The sequence below is a fragment of the Cupriavidus sp. 05N38 genome (assembly GCF_056397345.1).
The window spans coordinates 1-16765 of record NZ_JBFTNF010000032.1 but is presented as its reverse complement, the minus strand read 5'-3'; the positions used below and the strand labels follow the sequence as shown (position 1 = coordinate 16765).

At 67.9% G+C, this 16765-nt stretch carries 19 protein-coding genes; 8 read left to right on the top strand and 11 right to left on the bottom strand.

Annotated elements, in window-relative coordinates; all coding sequences use genetic code 11:
- The first annotated feature begins 44 nt into the window (after positions 1–44).
- From AC1DK4_RS22740 to AC1DK4_RS22730, 3 genes are all read left to right on the top strand, one after another.
- Complete coding sequence (locus AC1DK4_RS22740; protein ID WP_477131788.1) at positions 45–704, top strand: helix-turn-helix transcriptional regulator; 660 nt, start codon at positions 45–47, stop codon at positions 702–704.
- A gap of 105 nt (positions 705–809) precedes the next feature.
- Entirely contained in the window at positions 810–1640 is an 831-nt protein-coding gene (locus tag AC1DK4_RS22735; RefSeq protein WP_441618970.1) for an alpha/beta hydrolase family protein, read from the top strand.
- A gap of 107 nt (positions 1641–1747) precedes the next feature.
- Positions 1748–2395: a LysE family translocator gene (locus AC1DK4_RS22730; protein ID WP_441618968.1), complete on the top strand. Its 648-nt coding sequence runs from the start codon at positions 1748–1750 to the stop codon at positions 2393–2395.
- Between the two features lie 117 nt (positions 2396–2512).
- On the opposite strand, the gene AC1DK4_RS22725 is transcribed toward AC1DK4_RS22730, so the two are convergent.
- From AC1DK4_RS22725 to AC1DK4_RS22715, 3 genes are all read right to left on the bottom strand, one after another.
- A complete protein-coding gene (locus AC1DK4_RS22725) occupies positions 2513–2755 on the bottom strand; it encodes a hypothetical protein (protein WP_441618966.1) in 243 nt (80 codons plus the stop codon).
- A gap of 100 nt (positions 2756–2855) precedes the next feature.
- Entirely contained in the window at positions 2856–3770 is a 915-nt protein-coding gene (locus AC1DK4_RS22720; RefSeq protein WP_441618964.1) for a glutaminase, read from the bottom strand.
- A gap of 216 nt (positions 3771–3986) precedes the next feature.
- Entirely contained in the window at positions 3987–5246 is a 1260-nt protein-coding gene (locus AC1DK4_RS22715) for a glutamate carboxypeptidase (protein ID WP_441618962.1), read from the bottom strand.
- Between the two features lie 121 nt (positions 5247–5367).
- On the opposite strand from AC1DK4_RS22715, the gene AC1DK4_RS22710 reads away from it, so the two are divergent.
- Complete coding sequence (locus AC1DK4_RS22710; protein WP_441618960.1) at positions 5368–6483, top strand: GlxA family transcriptional regulator; 1116 nt, start codon at positions 5368–5370, stop codon at positions 6481–6483.
- A gap of 98 nt (positions 6484–6581) precedes the next feature.
- Here the strand turns inward: AC1DK4_RS22710 and AC1DK4_RS22705 are convergent, their stop codons facing one another.
- Together AC1DK4_RS22705 and AC1DK4_RS22700 are read right to left on the bottom strand one after the other, a co-directional pair.
- Positions 6582–7313, bottom strand: coding sequence for a BON domain-containing protein (locus AC1DK4_RS22705; RefSeq protein ID WP_441618958.1), 732 nt, complete (start codon positions 7311–7313; stop codon positions 6582–6584).
- Between the two features lie 192 nt (positions 7314–7505).
- Positions 7506–7931 (bottom strand): OsmC family protein, encoded by a 426-nt coding sequence (locus AC1DK4_RS22700; protein WP_441618956.1) that lies wholly within the window; start codon positions 7929–7931, stop codon positions 7506–7508.
- 469 nt (positions 7932–8400) lie between these two features.
- Here AC1DK4_RS22700 and AC1DK4_RS22695 point away from each other — a divergent pair, with 469 nt between their 5' ends.
- The 3 genes from AC1DK4_RS22695 (at position 8401) to AC1DK4_RS22685 (ending at position 11469) form a co-directional block, all read left to right on the top strand.
- Positions 8401–9486 carry a calcium:cation antiporter gene (locus tag AC1DK4_RS22695; RefSeq protein ID WP_441618954.1) on the top strand — a complete coding sequence of 362 codons (1086 nt, stop codon included), beginning with the start codon at positions 8401–8403 and terminating at the stop codon, positions 9484–9486.
- 110 nt (positions 9487–9596) lie between these two features.
- Positions 9597–10670 (top strand): porin, encoded by a 1074-nt coding sequence (locus AC1DK4_RS22690; RefSeq protein WP_441618952.1) that lies wholly within the window; start codon positions 9597–9599, stop codon positions 10668–10670.
- A 121-nt stretch (positions 10671–10791) separates the two neighbouring features.
- On the top strand, positions 10792–11469 hold the full coding sequence (locus AC1DK4_RS22685) for a uracil-DNA glycosylase family protein (RefSeq protein ID WP_441649815.1): 678 nt from the start codon (positions 10792–10794) through the stop codon (positions 11467–11469).
- 69 nt (positions 11470–11538) lie between these two features.
- On the opposite strand, the gene wrbA is transcribed toward AC1DK4_RS22685, so the two are convergent.
- Complete coding sequence (gene wrbA / locus AC1DK4_RS22680; protein WP_441618948.1) at positions 11539–12159, bottom strand: NAD(P)H:quinone oxidoreductase; 621 nt, start codon at positions 12157–12159, stop codon at positions 11539–11541.
- 247 nt (positions 12160–12406) lie between these two features.
- Between wrbA and AC1DK4_RS22675 the strand changes: the two genes are divergently transcribed.
- Positions 12407–12667 carry a UBP-type zinc finger domain-containing protein gene (locus AC1DK4_RS22675; RefSeq protein WP_441618946.1) on the top strand — a complete coding sequence of 87 codons (261 nt, stop codon included), beginning with the start codon at positions 12407–12409 and terminating at the stop codon, positions 12665–12667.
- Here the strand turns inward: AC1DK4_RS22675 and AC1DK4_RS22670 are convergent.
- The 5 genes from AC1DK4_RS22670 to AC1DK4_RS22650 all read right to left on the bottom strand — a co-directional run.
- Positions 12657–13334, bottom strand: a complete 678-nt coding sequence (locus AC1DK4_RS22670; RefSeq protein WP_441618944.1) for a GntR family transcriptional regulator — start codon at positions 13332–13334, stop codon at positions 12657–12659. The two genes, AC1DK4_RS22675 and AC1DK4_RS22670, sit on opposite strands and share 11 nt — an antisense overlap.
- A gap of 1 nt (position 13335) precedes the next feature.
- Positions 13336–14334 (bottom strand): 2Fe-2S iron-sulfur cluster-binding protein, encoded by a 999-nt coding sequence (locus tag AC1DK4_RS22665; protein WP_441618942.1) that lies wholly within the window; start codon positions 14332–14334, stop codon positions 13336–13338.
- A gap of 59 nt (positions 14335–14393) precedes the next feature.
- The gene (locus AC1DK4_RS22660; RefSeq protein ID WP_441618940.1) at positions 14394–14873 is read right to left on the bottom strand and encodes a GlcG/HbpS family heme-binding protein; all 480 of its coding nucleotides are present in this window, start codon (positions 14871–14873) and stop codon (positions 14394–14396) included.
- Positions 14874–14930: 57 nt separating this feature from the next.
- Entirely contained in the window at positions 14931–16391 is a 1461-nt protein-coding gene (locus AC1DK4_RS22655) for an aldehyde dehydrogenase family protein (protein ID WP_441618938.1), read from the bottom strand.
- A gap of 92 nt (positions 16392–16483) precedes the next feature.
- A partial coding sequence (locus tag AC1DK4_RS22650) for an iron-containing redox enzyme family protein (RefSeq protein WP_441618936.1) occupies positions 16484–16765 on the bottom strand: 282 nt, incomplete at its 5' end.

The window sequence follows — 16765 nt, the reverse complement described above, 5'->3', positions numbered from 1 at the left end:
CTACCCTAATATCCAAGAAAGTTTTTGGATATTAGGGCGCCACCATGAATTACGCAATAGAAAACTTGGATAACCATGACGGGCCTCCGGGTGATCGCATCCTGTTCCTGCTCAAGACCAAGGGGCCGGCCTCCACCACGCAGATCGCGCAGGCGCTCGGCGGCACTGCCGAGGCCGCCAGGCAGCAGGTGCAGAAGCTGCTGGYCGCCGGATTGATCGAAGGCCGCCAGCAACAGGGCGCCGGCGCCGGCCGGCCGCGTCAGGACTGGGCCCTCACCGCCAGCGGCCACGGCCGCTTTCCCGACAGCCATGCGCAGCTCACCATCCAGCTGATCGGGTCGGTGCGGGCGCTGTTCGGCGAAGCCGGCATGGAGCAGCTCATCGCCAGGCGCGAAGCCGAAACCCGCGAGCAATACCTGCTGGCGGTAACTGGCCAGGAGCAACTCGAACAACGGCTGGAAACGCTGGCGGGGTTGCGCCGCCACGAAGGCTATATGGCAAGGGTCGAGCGCGACGGCGACGACTGGCTGCTGATCGAAGACCACTGCCCCATCTGCGCGGCGGCGCAGGCGTGCCAGGGCTTCTGCCGCGCCGAACTCCAGATCTTCCGCGAAGTCATCGGCACGGGGGCCACGGTCAGCCGCGAGGAGCATCTGCTGAGCAACGCGCGTCGCTGCGTGTACCGGATCAGCGCGGTGGCGTGAGCCACGCCGGCCGGGCTTGGTGGGCGCGCGCGGCGATGCTATCTTGATGCGGCGCGCCTGGCCCCCCAGAACAAACGCCGGGCCTTGCCACCCACGGAGACAACCATGCCGAATCGCCCAGCGTCCGGACTCGCCCGCCTGCACGCCGCCGCGCTACTGTCCGCCTTGGTGCTCGCCGCGCTTTGGCTGGCCGTCCGGCCGGCGCACGCGCAAAGCGCGCCCGAGGTGGTCGACATCCCCACCAGGCCCGGCATCACGCAGCGCCTGCTCTACCTCGCGCCCGCGCAGCCCAGGGCGGCAGTCATCCTCTACGCGGGCGGCCACGGCGGCCTGCGCATCGCGCCCGGCGGCAGTTTCGGCTGGGGCGCCAACAACTTCCTGGTGCGCGCGCGGCAACTGTTCGTGGACAACGGCCTCGCCGTGGCCGTGGTCGACGCGCCGAGCGACCACCTGGTGCCGCCCTTCCTCAACGGCTTCCGGCAGAGCGCCGAGCACGCGCAGGACGCCAGGGCCGTGATCGCCTGGATGCGCAACCACGCCAACGTGCCGGTCTGGCTGGTCGGCACCAGCCGCGGCACGCAATCCGTCGCTGCCATCGCTATCCGGCTGGCGGACGGCGGCGGCCCCGACGGCATCGTGCTCACGTCCACCATCCTGCGCGAAGAGCGCGGCCGCCCCGTGCCCGCCATGGAGCTTGACAAGCTCAAGATGCCGGTGCTGGTCGTCCACCACGAGCAGGACGGCTGCAAGCTCTGCCCGTTCGCCGACGTACAGGGCCTGATGGACAAGCTGGCCAAGACGCCCAAGGCCGGCCTGATCAAGTTCGACGGCGGCAACAATGTGGGCGATCCCTGCGAGGCCATGGCTTACCACGGCTTCAACGGCATCGAGCCGCAGGTCGTGCAGGCCGTGGCGCGCTGGATGGCGGAGAAATAGCAGCGGCATGCGCTGGCGCTAGAATGGCTGGCGCCAGTTCGCACCCTGCCGCATACGCACCGCATTCGCCTCGCATTCGCGCCCTTCGGCATCTTTCGGAAACCGCCATGACGCACTCAACGCTGCTCCTGTTCCTGCTGGCCTCTGCCGTCACTATCGCCACGCCCGGGCCCACCGTCCTGCTGGCACTGAGCAACGGCTCGCGCTTCGGCGTGCGCGCGGCCTGCTGGGGCATGGCCGGCGCGGTCTGCGCCGACATGCTGCTGGTGGCCACCGCCGCGGCCGGCCTGGGGGCGGTGATTGCCGCCTCGGAGGTCGCCTTCCGCGCGCTCAAGTGGATCGGCGCCGCCTACCTGGCCTATGTGGGATGGAAGCTGTTGCGCGCCAGGGTTGGCGCCGTCCCGGCCGACGCCGGCGAGCTTGGCATCCGCGGCGCGCGCGAAAGCGCTCCCGCCCGCGAACTGTTCACGCGCTGCTTCCTGGTGGCGGCAACCAATCCCAAGGCCCTGCTGTTCATGTCCGCCTTCCTGCCGCAGTTCATCGACACCGGCGCCCCGCTGCTGCCGCAGTACGCGCTGATCATGGCGGTGCTCGCCCTGCTGAACCTGCTGGCGATGCTGGTCTACGCCATCCTTGGGGCGCGCGTGATGCACGCCTTCCGGGAAAGCGGCATGCGCTGGCTGAACCGCGTCTCGGGTGCGACGCTGATCGCCCTGGCGGGCGTGCTGGCGGTCTACCGGCGCGGCCAGGCATGAACCTTTCCGATCCGCGCGCAGACGCACGCCGGCGACGCAGTGCTCCGCGGACCGCGAGGTCGTCTACAGCGTGACGACCTGCATGGCGGAACACACGTGTTCCTGACCCGCCGGATGCTAAGGCAGGCGCTCTGCCATCTCCTTTCCGTGCACGAACCCCGCGGCCTCCGCCGCCTCGGGCGTGGAATACTGCTCGGCGGGTTTCGCTGATTCCACCAGGGTGCTCGCGGCCCGGATATTGGTGCCGGGCCGGCACACGCGCACCGTGTAGTCCCATGCGCTGGGCGTCTTGGCGCGCACCAGCACCTGCACCTCGTGTGTCTCGAACACACGCTTCTTCCAGGCAATCTCATATGGCATGACTGTCTCCGTTCTTATAGGGGCGATCCCGGCGCGGCGCGCGACCGGTGACGCTTGCGCATCATCCACGGGCCGACGCAGGGATCTATCCGCCATCGTATCAAAAGATAGAGTGCCCGCTGAGCGTTGTCAGCCATTCCAGCGCCTGCACCCCGGCCAGCGAGTTGCCGCTGTGGTCCAGGCCCGGCGACCACACACAAACAGCCCAACGGTGTGGCAGGACAGCAACAATGCCGCCGCCGACGCCGCTCTTGGCGGGCAGGCCGACGCGGTAGACGAAATCGCCGGCAGCATCGTAGGTACCGCAGGTCAGCATCAGGGCCGAGAGCCGCTTGGTGGGACTGGCACCGAGGATGCGCTCGCCGCTCCATGGCACCACCCCGCCGTGGGCGAGGAACAGCGCGGCACGGGCGAGGTCTTCGCAGCTCATGGCGATGGCGCATTGCCGGCAGTAGGCCTCGATGACCTTGTCGACCGGCATCTCGAGCCGGCCGAAGCTCTTCATGAAGTAGGCCATGGCGCGGTTGCGCTCGGCGTGGCCGGCTTCGGACTGCGCCACGCGCGTGTCGTAGTCGATCGCGGGATTGCCGCTGAGGCGGCGCAGGAACTGAACCAGTGCGGTCTCGGCCTGTACGAAGCGGCTGCACAAGACATCCGTCACCACCAGGGCGCCGGCGTTGATGAAGGGATTGCGCGGCAGGCCTTGCTCGTACTCGAGCTGAACCAGCGAATTGAAGGCGTTGCCTGAGGGCTCGCGCCCTACGCGCTGCCAGAGGTCTTCGCCGAGCAGCTGGAAGGCCAGCGTGCAGGCGAACAGCTTGGAGATGCTCTGGATGGAAAACGGCACGGCGGCGTCGCCCACGCAATGGCTGCGGCCGTCTGCGAAGACCAGGGCCATGCCGAAATGCCCGGCGGATACGTTGGCCAGCTCGGGGATATAGTCCGCCACCCGGCCCTGGCCGAGCAGGGGCGCGATATCGCGGTGGATGCGTTGGAGGATATGCGCGTAGTCCATGCGTGGCCGTGGGCAAGCGTTGCGTTGGATCGCTCGCCGGCCAGGACCGGCGCAAGCGGCTGCGCATATCGTACAGCGAGACTGGCAGCGCGCGCAGGGTCGCGCTGCGCCGCAGGCGCGCGTCAGGCCATTGCGCGCGTGCCCTTGTCGGGCACGCGCGCCTGGGTGGCGGGCACCACGGCAAAGCTGACCATGCCCCAGACGAACAGCATCACATCAGTTGCGGCCGATCTCCTGCAAGATGCGGGACATCAGGTAGAGACGCGGCACGATCGAGTCGATCTCGATATATTCATCGCGCGCGTGATAGCCAAAGCCCGCCAGGCCAAAGCTCTCCAGCACCGTGGGCTTGCCCGAGCGGGCGGCGTAGCCCGCATCGGTGCCGCCGCCGGTCTGCGGCACCAGCGTCAGCTCGCGCTCGATCTCCTTGTAGATACCCTGCGCACGTGCCGCCAGCGCGCGGCTGCGCTGGTCCGCCACGTAGGGCGGGTGGCCCGGCGTGAGGCTGAGCGTGGTTTCCGTGTCCGGGATGAGCTTGCCGGAGGCCAGCTTGGCCTGCAGCGCGGTCTGCAGCTTTTCCAGCGCGCCGGGCTGCGTCAGGCGCACGTCGCCCACGGCTTCGGCCTTCTCGGTGATCTGGTTGAGGGGGCCGTTGGCGCTGGCGCGGGTCCAGACCAGGGCGGCGCCGGGCACGTCCCTGGCCACGTCGCGCGTCTGCAGCATCTGGTAGGAGAGTTCATAGAGCGCGTTGCGGCCCAGCTCCGGCGCGGCGCCGGCATGCGCGGCGCGGCCCTTGACGTCGAGCGTCGCAGTGGCGACGCCGGCCGAGGCCAGCAGCAGCGGCTGGCCCTTCATGACCACGGACCCGGCCGAGGGCTCGCAGGAAAGCACCACGTCATGCTGTTCGGCCAGTCTGGCGATGGTGTCGCCCGAGCCCGGCGATCCCACTTCCTCGTCGGGATTGAACAGCACGGTGATCTGCGCATAGTCCTGCCAGCCGGCCGCCTTGAGCAGCGCCAGCGAATGCAGGATCACGGCGATGCCGCCCTTGTCGTCGGCAATGCCGGGACCGTACAGGCGGTTGCCGTCTTGCCTGATCGGCTGGGTAGCAAGCGTATTGGGCCCGTAGACCGTATCCATATGCGCGATCAGCATGATGCGGCGCCGGCCGTTGCCGGTGAAGGTGCCCTTGACCATGGTGCCCGGACCGCGCGTGACGGCAATGCGCTCGGTGGTGGCGCCCAGTGCCTTGAGGCGGCCTTCGGTGAAGCTGGCCATCTGCGCCAGGCCGGCGGCGTTGGCGCTGCCTGACTCGATCGACACCATGTCCTTGAGCGACTGGATCACCGCGGGCTCTGCCGCGCGGGCGCCGTCCAGCAGTTGCTGGTCGGCCGCGCGGGCGCTGCCGGCGGAGCCAAGGGCCAGCGCGAGCACGGCGGCGGCGGCATGGGTGAGTCGGCGCAGGGATGGCTGCATGAAGTCTCCTGTTTGCATCGTTGTTGTGGCGGCGGGCGGGTTGCCGGCCGAGCGACGATGCTAGCCCTTGCGCGCGCGGCAAGGTAGGATCAATCCCGCCATTTGGAATGCCGATCCCGCCATGACACCCTCCCCCGCACCCGCTTCGGCCGTCCCGGCCGGCAGCACCGCCAGCCCCGTGAGCAGCGCCGCGCCGCTGCACGTGCGCCTGCTATGGCTGCCGCAAGCCAAGCCCGGCATGCTGTTCGGCGCGCTCGACGTGCTGCGCACCGCGGCCGGCGTGGCCCGCCTGCAGCGCCCCGATGCGGAGCCTCGCCTGAGCTGGACGATCGTCGGTCCCTCGGGCCGTGCGCTGCCGTTGCCGGCGCTGGGGCTCGAGCCGGCACGGCGCCGGCGCCGGACGGAAGATGGCAACGCGCTGGTGGTGGTACCTGGCATGCATGCGCGCAATGCGCTGCACCTCGAAGAAATCGTCAGCGGCGCGGGACCGGCGCTGCGGCTGCTGGAGCGGCACGCGCAGGCGGGCGGATGGATTGCCGCCGGGGAGTGCGGCATCGCCTTCCCCGCCGAGCTCGGCCTGCTGGACGGTGCGCGCATGGGCGCGCCGTGGCCGTTCCATGGCTGGATGGCCAGGCGCTACGCGCGCTGCGATTTCTCCGCCAGCGAACCCATGAGCGTGCACCAGCGCGTGTTTGGCTGCGTGGCGCCGGCGCTGCAGACGGAGTTCATGCTGCGCGTGCTGGGCCACCTGCACGACCCCGACCTCGCGCAGGCGTGCTCGCGGCTGCTGCTGTACCAGGCCGAGCGCCAGCAGCTGACGCCGGAGCTGGTGTCCCAGCGCTGGATGAGCCGTACCGCCGACAGCCCGGTCTACCGCGCCATGCGCTGGTTGCAGGCCAACGTGGACGCGCCTTACCGGCTGGCACAGGTGGCCGAGGCAGCCGCGGTGAGCGAGCGCACCTTGCTGCGGCACTTCCGCCAGGTCAGCGGCATGACCCCGCTGGACTACCTGCATACGCTGCGCGTGGAGCGCGCCAAGACCTTGCTCGAGGTGACGCTGCACGGCTCGCAGGCGGTGGCCGAAGCCTGCGGCTACAGCGATGCGGCAGCGTTCCGCCGGCTGTTCCAGCGGGCCACGGGGATGTCGATGTCGAACTACCGGGCACGCTTTGCGCTGCGGGCGCAGCGGCGCTACTGGCGCGTGGAAGACATGCCGCGCGCCACGGGCGGGGCGTAGCACGCGAGTGCTACGCCGGCCGCCAGTGTCCGGTGCTGGTTGCTGGTTGCTGGTTGCTGGTTGCTGGTTGCTGGTTGCTGGTTGCTAGTTGCTAGTTGCTAGTTGCTCAGGACGATACGGTTGACCACATCCTCCACCCCGTACAAATACCAGGCGTCGCGTTCAGCCTGGCGCCGGGCAGCATCGCTGGTGGCATAGCCCTCGAGCGTCACGACCCGGTTGGTGGTCTGCACGCGGATGCGGTCGGCATCGACAAACTGATCCGTCTCCAGCACCAGGCGCAGCGCCTCGGTGACTTCGTCGTCGCGGTCGTCCTCGGCCGGCGCCACCACCAGCTCGTTGATCACGCAGCGGCAGCCGCGCGACCACCATGCCAGCACGCCGGCCAGGCGCATGTGCGACAGGCTGATCACGTGGCCCCGTAACGTCACCACGCCGTCGTTGACTTCGATGGCGATCTCGCCGCTGGATTCGCCCACTGCTTCGCGCACCGGCTCCATCCGGCCCTTGGTATGTGCGCAGATGCGGCAATTGCGGAAATCGATGGCCTGCAGCAAGCGCACACAGATCGAGTTGCGTAGTTCCCCGTCGCCCACCGGCGTGCCCTCGGCCGCGATGCGCAGGTGGTCGATCACCTCGGGGACGCCGTCGACGCGGCGCACCATGGTCGCCACGCGGGACTTGTCGACAATATCAGGGACTTCGCCTTCGAGGATCAGCGCGCCGTCGCTCAGGCGCAGGTGGATGGTGGGATGGATGGGATGGCTGTGAAACGGCACGTGGGCAATGGCTGCCCGGGCCTGGGTCAGGACTGCTTCACTGCTATGCATGATGTCTGCCTTATCTTTGATAGGTCTGGATATAGGAGACGCGTTCCGTCCGGCGAACGCACACACTGCCAAGCCCCGACGCGACGGGGTCCGACAGGGAAATTTCATTATAGGAAGCCAGGCAGGGCATGCCCGGAGAGTTGATGCCGGCGTGCCGGGGCGGAATCTCCCGGCGCCGCGCGGCTGGCACGCTCAGGTCTCCACCGTGGCGTTCATGCTGATTTCCGCCTTGAGCACCTTCGATACCGGACAGCCTGCCTTGGCCGCCTGCAGGCAGCCCTCCACGGCCGCCTTGTCGGCGCCCGGCACGCGCACGGTCACGTCCAGTTGCACCGCGGTAATGGTGAAACCGGCACCGTCCTTGTCCAGGGTGACCGTGGCCTTGGTCTCGATCTTCTCGGCGACCATCTTGGCCTCGCCGAGGATGAGGGAGAGCGCCATGGAGAAGCACCCCGCATGGGCCGCCCCGATCAGTTCCTCGGGATTGGTGCCAGGACCGCCCTCGAAGCGGGCCTTGAAGCCGTAGGGTGCGTCCTTGAGCACGCCGCTCTGGGCGGAGATGCTGCCCTGCCCGTCCTTGATGCCGCCCTGCCATTTCGCCGATCCGTACTTTTGCATGAGTGTGCTCCATGGTGGAAACGCTTTGGCCCAGCCTGCGCCGGACCGGTGATGGGACGGGGCGAGGCCCGTCCGGGTGACTGCATAGCCTCCGTGCCATGCATCGGGCGCGGGCGGCGCTCGGCCGCGCCGTCCCCCCCAAGCCCCGACGCATCGAAAAATTCGCCAAAACGACCGCAATTCCGGCAAATCCACCGCCAATTCCATCGAATACATTCGAATTCTCGGGAACCGAACCGCCCGTCCGACTGCCTTATCTGCGCCACGCAGCCTGGTGGCGCGCGGCGATCGCAGGCTGAACCACAATAGGACGCAATGGTGGCGACGGCCAGGAAGCGCGCCGCGGGTGCACTATCGGGCGCAGCGACTTGCGGCACATTCATCACAATTTCTGTCGCGCACCGATCGCACACCGATCGCAAGACCATCAGAACCACCAATAGAACCATCAGAAAGAACGGGAGAACGGATGACTTTGACTTCGACGAAACTGCCTGCCTGGACCCTCTGGCTGCCGCTGTCGGCCTGGGGCATCCTGGCCGCGGGCATGGCCTTGCCAGGCCAGGCAATACTTCTGCTGCTGGCCGCCGTAGCCCTGGCCGGCTCGGTGTTTGCCGCCGTCCACCATGCCGAGGTGGTGGCGCACAAGGTCGGCGAGCCGTTCGGCACGCTGGTGCTGGCCATCGCGGTAACGGTGATCGAGGTGGCGCTGATCGTCTCGGTGATGCTGTCATCCGGCCCGGAAAAATCCGGCCTGGCGCGTGACACCGTGTTTGCCGCGGCCATGCTGGTGTGCAACGGCATCGTCGGCCTGTGCCTGCTGGTGGGCGGCCTGCGCCATCGCGAGCAGGCCTTCCAGGCCCCCGGCGCCACCGCCGCGCTGGCCGTGCTGGCCGCGCTGGCGGGGCTCACCATGGTGCTCCCCAACTACACCAGCGCCGTGCAAGGGCCGATGCTGTCGCAATCGCAACTGGCGTTCGCGGGCATTGCCTCGCTGGTGCTCTACGGCAGCTTCGTCTTCGTGCAGACCGTGCGTCACCGCGACTACTTCCTCGTGCCCGGCAACTCGGACGAGAGCGTGCACGCTCCGCCCCCGCCCACGCGCATTGCACTGGCCAGCGGCGGCATGCTGCTGGTCTGCCTGGTGGCGGTGGTCGGGCTGGCCAAGCTGCTCTCGCCGACGGTGGAAGCAGCGGTAGCGGGCGCCGGCGCGCCGCCGGCGGTGGTGGGTATCGTGATCGCCGCGCTGGTACTACTGCCGGAAGGCCTGGCAGCGCTGCGCGCCGCGCGCGCCGACCGCCTGCAGACCAGCATGAACCTGGCGCTGGGCTCCGCGCTGGCCAGCATCGGGCTGACCATCCCCACCGTGGCCGCGGTCTTCATCGTGGTCGGCAAGCCGCTCACGCTGGGCCTGGGGCCGACGGAAACCGTGCTGCTGGCCCTGACCTTGCTTGTGAGCACCCTGACGCTGCATTCCGGACGCACCACGATGCTGCAAGGCGTGGTGCACCTGGTGCTGCTGGCGGCCTACCTGTTCCTGTCGGTCGTGCCCTGAGCACACGGGGCGCCGCGAGGTCGCCCTGCCGGGATAGTGCTTCATGCGAGCGCGCACGATCCTTGCTGGTGGGAGCGCATCGATCTCACCAGCGCCCGGGCGCCCACGCCATGCTCCACCCGCCTCGCCTGTATCTCTACCTCGACGCGGTGGCCCGCCACGGCTCGATCCGCAAGGCCGCCGAGCAACTGCACGTAGCCTCCACCGCGCTGAACCACGCCTTTGTCGGCAGCAGCAAGGCCGGCGGCGGCGAGCGTGCCTACGGCGTCAACAGCGGCGGCATGCAGACCTCGTACTGGGGCGTGCGCGGCGCCGAGGACCTGGGCAGCGGCCTCAAGGCGATCTTCGACCTCAACGGCTTCTTCCGCCCCGACGCCGGCAAGCAAGGCCGCTTCGACGGCGACGCGCTGTTTACCCGCAACGCCTTCGTCGGCCTGCAGAGCACCGCGGCCGGCACCCTCAAGCTCGGGCGCAACACCACGCCCTATTTCCTCTCCACGATCCTGTTCAACCCGCTGGTCGACTCTTATAGTTTCGCGCCGTCGATCTTCCACACCTATTTCTCCGCCAGCAACGGCCGCGTCTACGACCCGGGCATCATCGGCGACTCGGGCTGGAGCAATTCGCTGGTGTATTCCACGCCGAACTTCAGCGGTCTCACTGTCAATGCGATCTACGCCTTCGGCGAGCAGGCCGGCAGCAACGGCAAGAACAAGTGGGGCGGCAACGTGCTCTACTTCAACGGCAACTTCGGCGCCACCGTGGCCTTCCAGCAGGTCAAGTTCAACAGCGTCCCCGGCGACGTCACCTCGCCCGCGGCACTGGCCGGCTTCGACAAGCAGAACGCGGTGCAGGTCGGCGTGAGCTACGACTTCAAGGTGGTCAAGCTGTTCGCGCAGGGCCAGTACATCAAGAGCAATGTCAGCAACGCCACCGGCGACATCAAGCACACCAATGGCCAGGTCGGCGCATCGGTTCCGCTCGGCGCGGGCAGCGTGCTGGTCTCGTATGCCTACGACAAGACCAGGAACGACGTGGCGGATTTCAGGCGCAACACCGCCGGCGTCGCCTATGACTACAACCTGTCCAGGCGCACCGATGTCTATGTGGCCTATTTCTACGACAAGCTGAGCGACCAGTCGCATGGCGACAGCTTCGGGGTCGGAATGCGCCACCGCTTCTGATGCGGTGATCGCGCCCGCGAGAGAGGGCCGCAAGCCATTCCCTTCGCCGGCCCCGGTTTGGCTGTCTCGCCACGAGAAGCGTTATCCTTCCATCCTTCTTGCTTCCGATCTGCCTGGCTGTATGGCATCCCCTCGCCTCACCATTTTGCCGGCCGCCGCGCCGCAAACCGATCTCGACACCTTGCTGTCCAGAGTCCGCGCCTGCCGCGTCTGCGCCGACCACCTTCCGCTGGGCCCGCGCCCGGTGGTCCAGGCTGCCCCCACGGCGCGCATCCTGATCGTCGGCCAGGCACCGGGCACGCGGGTGCATGCCAGCGGCATCCCGTGGGACGATCCGAGCGGCGACCGGCTGCGCGATTGGATGGGGGTCGACAAGACCGTGTTCTACGATCCGGCGCGCCTCGCCATCATCCCGATGGGTATGTGCTATCCGGGGCGCGGCGCCAGCGGCGACCTGCCGCCGCGCAAGGAATGCGCTCCGCTATGGATGGATGCGCTGCTGGCGTGCCTGCCGCAGATCGAGCTGACGCTGCTGGTGGGCCAATATGCACAGCGGCGCTTCCTGGGCGCCGGCGCGCGCGATGGCGTCACCGCCACGGTGGCGAACTTCGCGGCGCGCGGAGCGGGCGATTTGCCGCGCGAATTGCAGCACTGCCTGCCCCTGCCCCACCCGTCGCCGCGCAACCAGGGCTGGTTCAAGCACAATCCCTGGTTCGCGCAAGACCTGCTGCCGCGATTGCGCGCGCGCGTGGCCACGGTGCTGGCGGGCAGCAAGCCGGGATCACCGGCGGCGCAGTGAATGCGCCCCCGGGCGTTGTGGCTGCCGTGCGGCTATCGCCCCGGACTCATCGGCTTCGCCGATGGCGGGTCATTGCCCGGCCAGCTTCGCGGCGATGCCGGCGACGTGGCGCCCCTGGTAGCGAGCAATGGCCAGCTCGTTCTCGCTGGGCTGGCGCGAGCCATCCGCGGCGGTCAGGGTGGAGGCGCCGTACGGCGTGCCACCGGTGATCTGGCTCATGTCGAGCAGCCGCGCCTCGGCATAAGGTACGCCAACGATCACCATGCCCTGGTGCAGCAGCGTGGTGTGGAAGCTCGTGATCGTGGTTTCCTGTCCGCCGTGCTGGGTAGCCGTGCTGGTAAAGACACTCCCCACTTTCCCCACCAGTTTGCCGCTCATCCACAGGCCGCCGGTCTGATCCAGGAAATTGCGCATCTGCGCGCACATGTTGCCGAAGCGGGTCGGCGTGCCGAACAGGATCGCGTCGGCATCGGCCAGCTTGTCGGGGTCAGCCATCGGCACATGGGCAAACGCTGCGCGAGCGGCCTTGGCACCGCTCTTTTCCAGCACGGCGTCGGGCACCAGTTCCGGGACCTGGAGCAGCGCCACCTCCGCGCCCGCCACCTCGCGCGCACCGGCCGCCACGGCCTCTGCCATTTTGTAGACGTGTCCGTACATGCTGTAGAAGACCACCTGAATCTTGCAGGTCATGAGCACTCTCCTCCTGTCGGGAAAACGGCGGACGCACGATGGCGCCCTCACGCGCATGGGGCCGCGGCGAGCGGCACGGCTGCGCCCACCCGTAGAGTCTAGGCGAAGCGTGGTCCGCGCGCGAAGGCGCGCCGCGCTTTCCTTCGCGGTGGCGGCGCCTACAATGAAGAACCGACTGCAGGCCGCATGTGCCGTGCGTGGCGCGGGCGTGACAACGCGCTGCCAGCGCCAAAGATGGAGTTCCGCAATGACAACGGTGTGTCCGCACCTCGCGCTAAGCCATTCCGTCACGCCCAGCTCCAATGGCTGCGAGGAGTGCCTGCGCAGCGGCGACGAATGGGTGCACCTGCGTATCTGCCTGTGCTGCGGCCACGTGGGCTGCTGCGACGACTCGCCCAACCAGCATGCCTCGCGCCATTTCCTCGCCACCCAGCATCCGGTAGTCCGCTCCTTCGAGCCGGGCGAGTCGTGGCGATGGTGCTATATCGACAAGCTGTTCATCCCTTGATCCACGCGGCAGGCGTGACCGGCGTGGCGGCGTCCGCCGCGCTGTAGACGTGGCGCGTGGCCAGCAGCGCGGCGAGGTCGGCATCGCCGGCGATGACCGCCTGCAGGATCTGCGCGTGCTCGTCCCAGTTCTGCTGCGCGCGCAGGCGGTGGGCCGGCGCGAACACCAGCCCGGTACGCTCGCGCAGCGAGCGCATCATGTCCTGCAGCACACTGTTGGCGGCAATGGTGCCCAGCACTTCGTGAAAGCGGAAATTGAGCTCCAGCAGGCGCTCTTCTTCTGCGCCGCGCGCTGCCGCGGCGCCCTGGCGCAGTACTTCCTGCAACTCCGTCACCAGGTGCGGATCGCGCCGCTGCGCGGCCAGCTTGGCATTGAGACCCTCCAGCGTGGCGCGCACTTCCACCATCTCGCGGGCCATATGCTCCGACAGGCGCGCCACCGAGGCGCCGCGGCGCGGCTCGATGCGCACCAGCCCTTCGGTCGCCAGCGCGCGCAACGCCTCGCGCACCGGCACGCGCGACACACCGAGTTCCTCCGACAGCGCGTGCTCCACCAGCCGGTCGCCCTGCCGGTAGACGCCGCCCACGATGCGCTGGCGCAGGGTGTCCGTCACCTGCGCGAACAGCGGCGAATGGCGCGCGCCGAGGCTGCCGTCGGAATGGTCCATGTCAGGTGCGCTGGAAGGTGAAGCTGTCCGCGTAGATGTGCGCGCCGCTGGCGCCCAGGCCCATGAAGGTCTCGCGCGCATCGCGGATCATGTCCGGCGAGCCGCACAGGTAGATGGCGTGTTCCGAGAGATCGGGCAAGTCCTCGGCCACCGCGTGCTGCACGTGGCCGCGGCGCCCGCTCCAGCCCTCGCCGGCACGCGACAACACCGGCACGTACTGGAAGTCGTACAGGCGCGCGCCCCATTGCTGGATCTCTTCGTGCAGGTAGAGATCGGCCTCGGTGCGCATGCCCCAGTAGAGCGACACGGGCGGGCAGTCCGGGTCGTCCATCAGCGATTCGAGAATGCTCTTGATCGGCGCCAGGCCGGTGCCCGTGGCCACCATCACCAGCGGGCGATAGTCGTCCTTGCGGAAGTAGAAGCCGCCCAGCGGCAGTTCCACGTCGAGATGGTCGTCGGAGCGCAGGCCGGACAGCAGGCGTTCGGTGAAGTAGCCGCCTGGGATGCGGCGCACGTGCAGGTCCACGGTGCGGTCCCTGGGTACCGATGCCATCGAGAAGCTGCGCGCCACGCCGTCGCCGGTGAAGATCTTCAGGTACTGGCCCGGACGGTAATCAAGGGCCTCGGCCTGCGGCAGTTCCAGCGTCAGGTGCACCACGTCGGCGCACAGCGGCTCGATCCTGCGGATCACCGCGGTGTGCCGCGCCGGTTCTGCGCAAGGCTCGCCGGGGCGCGCGGTGCTGATCACGAGGTCGCTGGTGGGCCGCGCCTGGCAGGCCAGCGCGAAACCTTCGCCCTCTTCTTCCGGCGTCAGGCTCATGGGGTATTCCTCATAGGCCACCGTGCCTTCCACCAGCCTGACGCGGCACGTGGCGCAACCGCCGAAGCGGCAGTCGTGGGCCATTTGCACGTTGGCGCGCAAGGCGCCGTCGAGCACCGATTCGTCGGCGCCGACTTCGAACGATTGCTGGGATTCGATGAGATGGATACGGTAAGACATGGCTGACTCGGCAATGCGTGAAAGGCGAAGGCGCGCGGCACGCGCGCCCTTCTTCTTGGTTACTTCTTGATGTCGGCTTCGACCAGCACCTTGAGGTCGTCGCCGGCCAGCAGTTCCTGCAGCGCCTGCAAGGCGGCCACGCCGCATGCGGTGTCCTGCTCGCCGTTGCCGCCGCTCAGGCCGATGCCGCCGATCACCTCGCCGTTGACCACGATCGGGAAGCCGCCCACGAACACCGCGAACTTGCCCTCGAAGCTCCACTGGATGCCGAAGGCTTCATTGCCCGGCAGCGCGGGGCCGTTGGGCGCCTGGTTGAACAGGTGGGTGGAGCGCTTGTGGCCGGCGGCGGTGAAGGCCTTGTTCCAGGCGATCTGCGGACCGGTGATGCGGGCGCCGTCCATGCGCTCGAGCGCCAGCGGGTAACCGCCGTCGTCGACCACGCAGATCGATTCCAGCACGCCGATTTCCTCCGACTTGCGGATCGCGGCCGCCACCATGTGACGGGCTTCCTTCAGTTCCAGCTTGATGGCTTTTCTCATGTCCTGCTCCTGCTTTCTTTCTTGATGGATTTGGTCCGCTGCTGTCTCGGCAATGCCTCAGCAACCGCGGTACACGGTCTTGATCTGCGTATAGAACTCCAGCCCCGCCCGGCCCGACTCGCGGAAGGTGGAGGTGCTGGACTGCTTGAGCCCGCCGAACGGCGCATTGATCAGGTTGCCGGTGGTGGTGCGGTTGATCTTGACGGTGCCCGACTGGATGTCGTTGGCGAAATCGTGCGCATAGCGCGGATTGCTGGTCACGATGGCGGCGGACAGGCCGTACTCGGTGTCGTTGGCCTTGGCGATGGCGTCCGCGTAGCTGCTCACCTCGATGATGGCGATCACCGGGCCGAAGATTTCCTCGCGGGCGATGCGCATCTGCTGGGTGACGTCGGTGAAGATGGCCGGCGCGACGTAGAAGCCCTTGTCATATTCGCCGCCGCTCAGGCGCTCGCCGCCGCACAGGTGCGTGGCCTCGGCCTTGCCGGTCTCGACATAGCCCAGCACGGTCTCGAGCTGCTTGCGCGTGGCCAGCGGGCCGACGTCCATGCCCGGGGTCATGCCGCTGCCGATCTTGAGCGTCCTGACCTTGGCCAGCAGCTTCTCGGTATAGGCGGCCTTGACCGATGCCATCACCAGCACGCGGCTGGTGCCGGTGCAGGCCTGGCCGCTCAGCGAGAAGCCGCCCTTGATGGTGAGGTCCACCGCGCGGTCCAGGTCGGCGTCTTCCATCACGATCAGCGGGTTCTTGCCGCCGAGTTCCATCTGCGTGCGCGTGCTCAGCGACACCGAGCGATGGATATGCTGCCCCGCCGCCGTGGATCCCGTGAAGGAAATCGCGCGCACTGCCGGCGCTTCGGTGATGGCAGCGCCCACGTCGCCGGCGCGGCCGGTGATGAAGTTGAGCACACCCTTCGGGAGGCCGGCCTCGATAAACGCCTGCGCCAGCCGGTAGCCGCTCAGCGGTGCGTCCGACGAGGGCTTGAATACCACCGTGTTACCGGCGATCAGTGCTGGCGCGATCTTGCGCGCGGGGATCGAGACCGGGAAGTTCCACGGCGAGATCACCGTCACCACGCCGAGTGGCTCGCGCTGGCTGTAGACCAGCATGTCCGGATCGTCCTGCGGATAGGTCTCGCCCGAGAACGACTGCCCTTCCACGGCATAGAAGCGGATGGTCTGCGCCGAGCGCAGGATTTCGTCCTTGCTCAGGTTGAGCGCCTTGCCTTCCTCGCGCGTAAGTTCCTCGGCGATCTGGTCGGCGTGCGCTTCCAGGTAATCGGCCGCGCCATTGAGGATCTTGGCGCGCTTGGTGATCGGGGTCTTCTTCCACGCCTCGAACGCCGCCGCGGCCGCGGCTACCGCGGCCTGGGCGTCGTCCGCCGTCGAGGCCTGGAACCGGCCGACGATATCGCCCGTGTCCGCCGGGTTGACGTTGTCGAAGGTTCGCCCGCTGGCGCTCTTGGTCCATTCGCCATTGATGTGGTTGGCGAATTCGTCTGTCTTTGCTACTGCCATGATGTACAAGCCTTTCGTCCGGTCAGGCCCCGCGCGGGGCCGTCGATGCCAATGCAGCCGTGTCCTGGCCGCCCTGCCTTACCCTGCTGGCCTCAAGCGGCGAGTTCGAGTTCGGGCAGCGGGATTTCCTGCGCGACGTAGTCGTGATAGAGGGCGGTGGTATAGAGCAGGCGCATCTGTGCGCCGATCTCGCAGATCTTCAGGCAGCGCTGCTGGAGCTCGGGCGTGTCGGCGTGTTCGAGCACGATCTGGTAGCCGCGCTCGCCGTGGATTTCGTCGGAGACGATATGCAGGTCGAAGAACTCGACTTCTTCGTCGGTGAAGTTGTACTTGTCGCGCAGGGTGGGGGTCTGCTTGCGGTAGATCGAGGGGAC